We start from the raw sequence: 7,972 nt of genomic DNA, 5'->3' as shown, positions 1-7,972 counted from the left end.
TGGCCCGCGTCGAACATCTCCTCGGTGAACCGGCCGCGGTAGTCGCCCGCGACGGCCACGGACGACACGTGGTCGAGGCAGCCCACCCGTAGCGCCTCGGCCAGCGCGAGGACGTGCCTGGTGCCCTCGACGTTCGCGGCGATGCTCGCGTCGTCGTCGGCCGCGATGTCGTACAGGGCGGCCAGGTGCACGAGGTGGTCGACGCCGCCGACCAGCTCCGCGACCTGGTCGTCGGAGATGCCGAGCCGCTCGGCGCGGATGTCGCCGACTAGGTTGCGCACCCGGTCCGCGTCGGGCCAGTTCCGCGCGACCTCCGCGAGCCGTTCCTGCGAACGCTCCCGCACCAGCACCCACACCCGCTCGGTGTCCGGCCGCGCCAGGATCTCCGCCACGAAGTGCCGGCCGATCAGGCCGGTCGCCCCGGTCACCAGGTAGGTCGCCATCGCGCACTCCTTCCGCCGGACGCCAGCATTCCACTTAACTGATCTGTGCGTGCGGCTTGTGCCGGAAGGTGTCGAGGACGGCCGGGTCCTGCAGCTTCATCCAGTCGAGCACCTCGGAGTAGGTCGCGCACGCGGTGTTGGGGCGCACGCACACCTCGCCCATGAACTGTTCCGTCGCCCGGCTGAACGCGCCACCCGACCAGTCGTTGAAGTGGTTGCCGATCGTGAGCGGCGCGCGGTTGGTGTTGTACGCGGCCTGGTAGGCGGCCCGGTACGTGTCGAGCGTGGCCGCGGTGAACTCGGCGTCGCGGGCCGGGTCCTCCTGGGCGCCGTTCATGGCGTACCAGAGGTTGTAGTCCTGCATGGTGACCTTCTTGCCGCCCAACGCCGGCACCTTCACGACGGGCACCCAGAACTCCCACATGCCGTCCTTCTGCTCCGGCCACGCGACGCCCTCGGTGGTGCGGCTGGTGTCGTAGGTCATCGCGCGGTCGGCCATGGCCGGCAGGAACGCCTCCGGCCTGCCCTCCAGGCACGGGATGCGCCCGCCCCTGACCTCGTCCTCCGGCACCCGCAGCCCGCGGGCGGCCGCGTCGCGCAGGATGTCGAAGAACTGGTCCAGCTCCGAGACCCAGTCGGCCTTCGACCACACTCCGCCGCTCGGCTCGTTGCCGGCGCAGAAGTGCCCGTTGAAGTGGGTGCCGATCTCGTGGCCCGCGGCGAGCGCGGCGTTGAGGTCCCTGATCCGCGTGGCGACGTCGGCGTCCGTGCCGCCGAAGCTGATCGACGCGCGGCCGGCGCCGTGGCCGGGGCCGTGGTAGGTGCCGCGCAGGGTGTCCGGCAGCAGGTAGAGGCCGGACAGGAAGCCGGTGATGTGCGCGTTCACCTTGGCCGCGAGCGGCAGGATCCGCTGCCAGTGGTCGTGGGATCCGGCGCCGTCGAAGGAGAACAGCACGAACTGCGGCGGCTTCTCGCCGGGGGAGAGCCTGCGCATCCAGGCCGGTGGCACGCCCGCCGCGCCTGCCTTCCCCTGCGCGACCGGCACCCCGTCCGCCGGCGGTGGCGCGGCTGGACCGCCCGTGGTGCCGAGCAGGACCAGCACGACGAAGGTGAGGGCGAGCGCGACCCCGGTGGCTATCGGTCCCCAGCGCCGGTCCATCGCGCCTCCCAGTGATGCTCGGTCAGGCTAACGGAGAGTAGTAGCTCAACTGGGGGACGCCGGGCCGGGTGGTGTGGTCACATCTAGTCTTCAGGCAAGGTTGTCTCGACGATCACACCCGAGACGGTAAAGTCTGTTTTACTCATCGGGAACCAGCCGGCGTGGTTGGACGTTGAACCCGGTGAAGGAGCCATCAGGCCCAGGAGGAACAGGTGCGTTCTACCAGTAATCCCGCGTTCCGGAACCTGCCGCGCGGCGGGTTCGGCGGCGGCTACGCGGGCTTCCAGACCCAGCCGCAAGGCGAGCCGGGATACGGCGGTTACCACCAGGCGCCGCCTACCACGTCCGATCGCCCGATGACGGTCGACGACGTGGTCACGAAGACGGCGCTCACGGTCGGTCTCGCGCTGGTCGTCGGCATCATCACAGGTGTCGCCGTGTACAGCGGCGCGCTCAGCCCGTTCCCGCCGATGATCATCGGACTGATCGTCGGCCTCGTGCTGTCGCTCGTCATCATCTTCAAGCAGATGCCGAACCCGGCGCTCGTGCTGTCGTACTCGGCGGCCGAGGGGCTGTTCCTCGGCGCCATCACCGGCGTGTTCTCCGGCCTCGTCGAGGGCATCGCGATCCAGGCCGTCATCGGCACCGCGCTGGTGTTCATCGTGATGCTCGTGGTCTACAAGACGGGTGCCGTCAAGGTCACCCCGAAGCTGACCAAGTGGATCATCGGCGCGACGGTCGCGGCCGCCGGCCTCATGCTGATCAACCTGGTCATGTCGTTCTTCGGCTACAACCCGCTGCGTGACGGCGGCACGATGTCGATCGTCTTCTCGATCGTCGTCATCGGCATCGCGGCGTTCAACTTCCTGCTGGACTTCGACATGGCCGACCAGATGATCCGCGCGGGCATGCCGTCCAAGTGGGCGTGGTACGCGGCGTTCGGCCTGATGACCACGCTGGTGTGGCTGTACCTCGAGATCCTGCGACTGCTGTACTACCTGAACCAGGATTAGTACTGGCGACCGAAGGGGTGTGCGTCGTGCGGACGCACACCCCTTCGACCGAAGGCCGACCCTGCTCGGTGGCTGCGCCACCTTCGCCGGGTCGGCCTTCATCGTGTTCTGTGGGCCTGTCAGGTCCGGAGCAGTGACTCCGCGATGGCCGTGCGTGCGTAGAGCACCTGCCGCCCGACCCGGTGGGACGACAGCAGCCCGGCCGCCTTCAACGCGGTCAGGTGCTGGCTGACCCCACCCGGCGTGAGCCCGGTCCGCGCGGCCAGGTCCTTCGTGGACGCCGGGCTGTCCAACTCGGTGAGCAACCGCGCCCGCCCCGCCCCGAGCACGCCGACCAGGGCCGTCGACGGCGACACCGTCCGGTCGGCCCACAGCTCGGCGACGCCGCGTGCAGGGTAGCGCAGGGTCGGCTGCCAGCCCGGCACGGTGACCGAGAAGACCCTTGGCCACACGAACGCCGACGGCACCAGCAGCAACCCCTTGCCCCGCAGGCCGCGCCGCGCCGACACGCGGGGGTGGTCGATGCGCAGCCGGTCCCGGTCCCACCACACGGCCGGGTTGAGGTCGGCGAAGAGTGCGGACGCGCCACCGGTGGTGAGTCTCCTGGCCCGGTACTGGACGTCGGCCTCCAGGAGCCGCTGTATGCGCGGCCAGAACGGGGCGATCGCCCGGTCCCAGTACTCCTCGACCACGTCGGCGAGCGCGCCGGAGGCCGGCGGCGGCGAGGTGATGGCGGGGATCGCCGCCACCTCCCGGGCGATCTGGTCGGCCGGGGTGGCACGCACGACGGCCAGCTCGGCGTCGAGGTCGGGCAGGGGAGACGTGGGCGGCGGGCACACGAACCCGGGGATCACGCGTGCCCCCGGCCGCACGAGGTCGGCGAGGAGCCGCCAGTCGAACCCGCGCAGGCGTTCGGTCGCCTGGGCGGTCCACCGGGCGTGGAGGTCGCGGCCCAACTCGCCCCGCAGCACGAGGACGGACGCGACGACCTCCCACAGCGGCGAGAACGCGAACCGCGTGTAGGCCACGTCCGCGGCGGTGAACGACAGCTCCAGCATTCAGCTGAGCCTAAATCAGTCGGACCCGTGTGTGCGCCGTGCCATCTTCGCGACGTGAACCGTGACCTCCGCGTGAACCGTGACTTCCGCCTGCTCTTCGCCGCCGCCGCGGTCAGCCGCCTCGGGACGTCCGTCGGGTACGTCGCCACGCCGCTGGTCGCCGTCACCGCACTGCACGCCACACCGGGCGAGGTCGGCCTGCTGGCCACGCTCGGCACGGTGGCGTTCCTGGTCATCGGCCTGCCGGCGGGTGCGTGGACGGACCGCCTGCGCCGCCGCCCGGTGCTGATCGCGGCGGACGTGGCGCGGGCGGTGCTGCTGTGCTCGGTCCCGGTGGCGTGGTGGCTCGGCGTGCTGCACATCGGCCAGCTGTACGTGGTGGTGCTGCTGTGCGGGGTGGGCACGGTGTTCTTCGACGTGGCCAACCAGTCGTACGTGCCGCAGGTGGTCGGCCGCTCGGCGCTGCTGGCCGCGAACGCCCGCCTGGTCAGCATGGACGCGGTGAACGACATCGCCGGCCGGGGCGTCGCGGGGTACCTGGTCGCGCTGGTGACCGCCCCGGTGGCCGTGCTGGTCGACGCGGTGAGCTACCTGGTGTCGGCGTGGTGCGTGCTGCGCGTCCGCCACCGCGAGCCGGTGCCCGCCCCGACGGGTGCCCGCCTGTGGCGCGACATGACCGAGGGCGTCGCGTTCGTGATGCGCAACCGGGTCCTGCGGGCGATCGCGTTGTCGGGGGCGCTGGTGAACCTGGGCATCGTGCTGATCGTCACGATGCTGCCGGTCGTGCTGGTGGACGAGCTGCGGGTGTCGCCGGCGGTGCTGGGCCTGTTCCTGGCCTCGGGTGGGGTCGGCACACTGGCCGGCTCACTGGTCGCGCGCCGGCTGGCCCACGTGATCGGGGCCGGGCGGCTGTCGTTGCTGGGGTCGCTGGTCGCGGCGCCGTGCGGCTTCGGCATGCCGTTCCTGGCGGACGGCCCGCGCATGTGGCTGGCCGCCGCGGGGTGGGTGGTCGTGACCGCGGTGGTGGGTGCGAACAACGTGGTGCTGGTGAGCTTCCGCCAGTCCGTGACCCCGGACCGGCTGCTCGGCCGGATGACCGCGTCGTTCCGGTTCCTGCTGATGGGTGCGCTGGCGATCGGCGCGGCCGCCGCGGGCGCGCTCGGCGAGGCGGTCTCACCCCGTGCGGCGCTGGCCGCGGGTGCGGCGGCGATCGCCCTGGTGTGGGTCCCGATCCTGGCTTCCCCACTGCGGAAGGCCCGGGATCTCGACGGCTGACAAGAGCGGCCGAAAGCGGAACCTCGCCGGCTCGGCGGCGAAAACCCGGCCTGTGTTACGTCCGGAATTAACGAGTCCTAGACTATCCATCAGTCTTGTGAAGCGCTTCACACGGAGCTTGCGGGACCTTGTGAAGATTTTCACAAGGTAAGGGTTAGGCAAGCCTAACCAGCAGCAACGTCGGGAAGACCCATAAGGTGCCCGACGGAAGCGGGGAAAGGACGGCGAAGTGTCACTCGCGGCTGTCAGCACATCTGTAGCACAGAACGAGAACGTCTCGGCCGGCTTGGGAAGTTACCTCCCACTGGTCCTGCTGTTCGTACTTGCCGCGGCCTTCGCGGCGTTCTCGGCGTTGCTCGGTCCCCTTGTCGGTCCCAAGCGGTACAACCGGGCGAAGCTCGAGGCCTACGAGTGCGGCATCGAGCCCTCGCCGCAGCCCGTCGTGGGCGGTGGGCGCGTGCCGGTGGCGTACTACCTGACGGCGATGCTCTTCATCCTGTTCGACATCGAGATGGTGTTCCTTTACCCGTTCGCCGTCTCCGCGGACGCGCTCGGGATGTTCGGGCTGGTGGAGATCTTCTTGTTCATCGCGACGCTCGGCTTCGCCTACGCCTACGTGTGGCGGCGCGGCGGGCTCGACTGGAACTGACGGGGAGGCGAAAAGATGGGACTCGAGGAACGGCTTCCCAACGGAATCCTCTTGGCGAGCCTGGAGAAGCTGGTCAACTGGGGCCGGAAGAACTCGTTGTGGCCGGCGACCTTCGGCCTGGCCTGCTGCGCGATCGAGATGATGACGACCGGCGGCCCGCGCTACGACATCGCCCGGTTCGGCATGGAGCGCTTCTCCGCGACGCCGCGCCAGGCCGACCTGATGATCGTCGCCGGCCGGGTGACCAACAAGATGGCCCCGGTGCTGCGCCAGATCTACGACCAGATGGCCGAGCCCAAGTGGGTGCTCGCCATGGGGGTCTGCGCCTCCTCCGGCGGCATGTTCAACAACTACGCGGTGGTGCAGGGCGTCGACCACGTCGTTCCCGTCGACATGTACCTGCCCGGCTGCCCGCCCCGCCCCGAGATGCTGCTCGACGCGATCCTCAAGCTCCACGCGAAGATCGCCGACGAGCCTCTGAACGCCCGCCGCGCGGCGCTGCGCGAGGCCGAGGGCAGGCGCACCGAGCTGATCGCCTCCTCCGTCAAGTACGCGAAGAAGTGAACCGAGACATGGCTGACGAACCCACCACCCCCGACAAGCCGGAGGCGACCCGGGCTCCCGGGGGGCCCGGCTCCAGCGCGGAACGGCCCGCCGACGTCGAGCTGCGCCGGGACGAAGAGGACGCGCTGTCCCCGGCGCAGAAGCCGCAGGGGCCGAGCGAGCCGATCGTCGCCGGCCGGGCCCGCCAGGGCATGTTCAACGTGGCCGGCCCCGGCGACACCTCCGGCTTCGGCGGGCTGCGCCTGCCGGCCCACGTCGCCGCGCCCGCCGAGCGGCCCTACGGCGGCTGGTTCGACGAGTTCACCGACCAGCTGCTCGGCGCGATGCGCGACCGGTCCATCCCGACCGAGGCGATCCTGCAGGTGACCGTCGACCGCGGCGAGATCACCTACTACGTCGACCCCACCTACCTCGTGCGGCTGTGCAAGATGCTGCGCGACGACTCCGCGCTGCGCTTCGAGCTGTGCAGCTCGGTGTCCGGTGTGGACTACGGCGTGGACGTGCCGCAGCGGCTGCACTCCGTCTACCACCTCACCTCGATGACGTACCGCCGCCGCATCCGGCTGGAGGTCGCCATCGACTGGAGCGGCGAGCAGGACGGCCAGCCGCACTGCCCGTCGGTCGTCGAGGTCTACCCGACCGCCGACTGGCACGAGCGCGAGACCTGGGACCTGCTCGGCATCGTCTACGACGGGCACCCGGCGCTCACCCGGATCCTCATGCCGGACGACTGGGACGGCCACCCGCAGCGCAAGGACTACCCACTCGGCGGCATTCCCGTGGAGTACAAGGGCGCGGAAATCCCGCCGCCGGACCAGAGGAGGTCGTACTCGTGAGCCACGACGTACTTCCTACCGCGGAGGCGCAGTCATGACCGACAACCTCAGCGACGTCACCACCGGCACCCGGGCCGACTCGGGCCGGCCGCACGGCCAGGACGAGCCGTACGCCACCGAGCGGGAGACCACCGAGGGCCGGATCTACAACGTCACCGGCGGCGACTGGGACGCGGCCCTCGAGGACGCCATCTCCGACGAGCGGATCGTCATCAACATGGGGCCGCAGCACCCGTCGACGCACGGCGTGCTCCGGCTGGTGCTCGAGCTCGAGGGAGAGACGGTCACGCAGGCCCGGTCGGTCATCGGCTACCTGCACACCGGCATCGAGAAGAACACCGAGTACCGGACCTGGACCCAGGGCGTCACCTTCGTGACGCGCATGGACTACCTCGCGCCGCTGTTCAACGAGGCCGCCTACTGCCTCGGGGTCGAGAAGCTACTCGGCATCGAGGCACCCACCCGCGCGCAGGTCATCCGGGTCATGCTCATGGAGATCAACCGGATCGCCTCGCACCTGGTGGCGCTGGCCACCGGCGGCATGGAGCTGGGCGCGATGACCGCCATGACCGCGGGCTTCCGCGAGCGCGAGGCACGCGTCGACGGGCAGGTAGCCGATGCCCTTGAGGCGGTTCTTCCAGATCGGCTGGCCGGTCAACAACTTGTCGTACTCGGGCAGCCGCTTGTGCATGACCTTGATGAAGTCACGCACCTTGGCCTCGTAGCCCTCGGGCAGGTCCTGCGCGACGCCGCCGGGGCGGATGAACGCGTGGTTCATGCGCAGGCCGGTCAGGAACTCCAGCAGGTGCAGGCATTCCTCGCGCTCGCGGAAGCCCGCGGTCATGGCGGTCATCGCGCCCAGCTCCATGCCGCCGGTGGCCAGCGCCACCAGGTGCGAGGCGATCCGGTTGATCTCCATGAGCATGACCCGGATGACCTGCGCGCGGGTGGGTGCCTCGATGCCGAGTAGCTTCT

8 protein-coding genes and 2 pseudogenes are annotated in these 7,972 nt (G+C 70.1%); 6 read left to right on the top strand and 4 right to left on the bottom strand.

Going from position 1 to position 7,972, the window contains the following annotated elements; all coding sequences use genetic code 11:
- The coding region (locus ACJ73U_RS38275) for an SDR family oxidoreductase (RefSeq protein WP_407782661.1) at positions 1-443 on the bottom strand (443 nt) is incomplete at its 3' end.
- Positions 444-477: 34 nt separating this feature from the next.
- Positions 478-1,602, bottom strand: a complete 1,125-nt coding sequence (locus tag ACJ73U_RS38270; RefSeq protein WP_407782660.1) for a polysaccharide deacetylase — start codon at positions 1,600-1,602, stop codon at positions 478-480.
- 212 nt (positions 1,603-1,814) lie between these two features.
- Here ACJ73U_RS38270 and ACJ73U_RS38265 point away from each other — a divergent pair, with 212 nt between their 5' ends.
- Positions 1,815-2,615: a Bax inhibitor-1/YccA family protein gene (locus tag ACJ73U_RS38265; RefSeq protein WP_407782659.1), complete on the top strand. Its 801-nt coding sequence runs from the start codon at positions 1,815-1,817 to the stop codon at positions 2,613-2,615.
- 119 nt (positions 2,616-2,734) lie between these two features.
- Here ACJ73U_RS38265 and ACJ73U_RS38260 read toward each other — a convergent pair whose 3' ends face one another.
- A complete protein-coding gene (locus ACJ73U_RS38260; protein ID WP_407782658.1) occupies positions 2,735-3,673 on the bottom strand; it encodes a DUF5937 family protein in 939 nt (312 codons plus the stop codon).
- Between the two features lie 54 nt (positions 3,674-3,727).
- Between ACJ73U_RS38260 and ACJ73U_RS38255 the strand changes: the two genes are divergently transcribed.
- The 5 genes and pseudogenes from ACJ73U_RS38255 to ACJ73U_RS38235 form a co-directional block, all read left to right on the top strand.
- Positions 3,728-4,948: an MFS transporter gene (locus tag ACJ73U_RS38255; protein WP_407782657.1), complete on the top strand. Its 1,221-nt coding sequence runs from the start codon at positions 3,728-3,730 to the stop codon at positions 4,946-4,948.
- A gap of 286 nt (positions 4,949-5,234) precedes the next feature.
- Positions 5,235-5,597, top strand: coding sequence for an NADH-quinone oxidoreductase subunit A (locus ACJ73U_RS38250; protein WP_407782656.1), 363 nt, complete (start codon positions 5,235-5,237; stop codon positions 5,595-5,597).
- A 15-nt stretch (positions 5,598-5,612) separates the two neighbouring features.
- Positions 5,613-6,161 carry a NuoB/complex I 20 kDa subunit family protein gene (locus tag ACJ73U_RS38245; RefSeq protein ID WP_407782655.1) on the top strand — a complete coding sequence of 183 codons (549 nt, stop codon included), beginning with the start codon at positions 5,613-5,615 and terminating at the stop codon, positions 6,159-6,161.
- Between the two features lie 8 nt (positions 6,162-6,169).
- Positions 6,170-6,997 (top strand): NADH-quinone oxidoreductase subunit C, encoded by an 828-nt coding sequence (locus ACJ73U_RS38240; RefSeq protein ID WP_407782654.1) that lies wholly within the window; start codon positions 6,170-6,172, stop codon positions 6,995-6,997.
- 34 nt (positions 6,998-7,031) lie between these two features.
- Positions 7,032-7,589, top strand: a pseudogene (locus ACJ73U_RS38235) (NADH dehydrogenase subunit D); the annotation flags it as partial.
- Here ACJ73U_RS38235 and ACJ73U_RS38230 read toward each other — a convergent pair.
- Positions 7,581-7,972: pseudogene (locus ACJ73U_RS38230) on the bottom strand (NADH dehydrogenase subunit D); the annotation flags it as partial. The pseudogenes ACJ73U_RS38235 and ACJ73U_RS38230 overlap by 9 nt on opposite strands.

This window comes from Actinophytocola sp., from assembly GCF_045807065.1.
Classification (GTDB): Bacteria; Actinomycetota; Actinomycetes; order Mycobacteriales; family Pseudonocardiaceae; genus Actinophytocola.
Note: the sequence above shows the minus strand (reverse complement) of the source record. Positions and strands in the feature narration are given on the sequence as shown.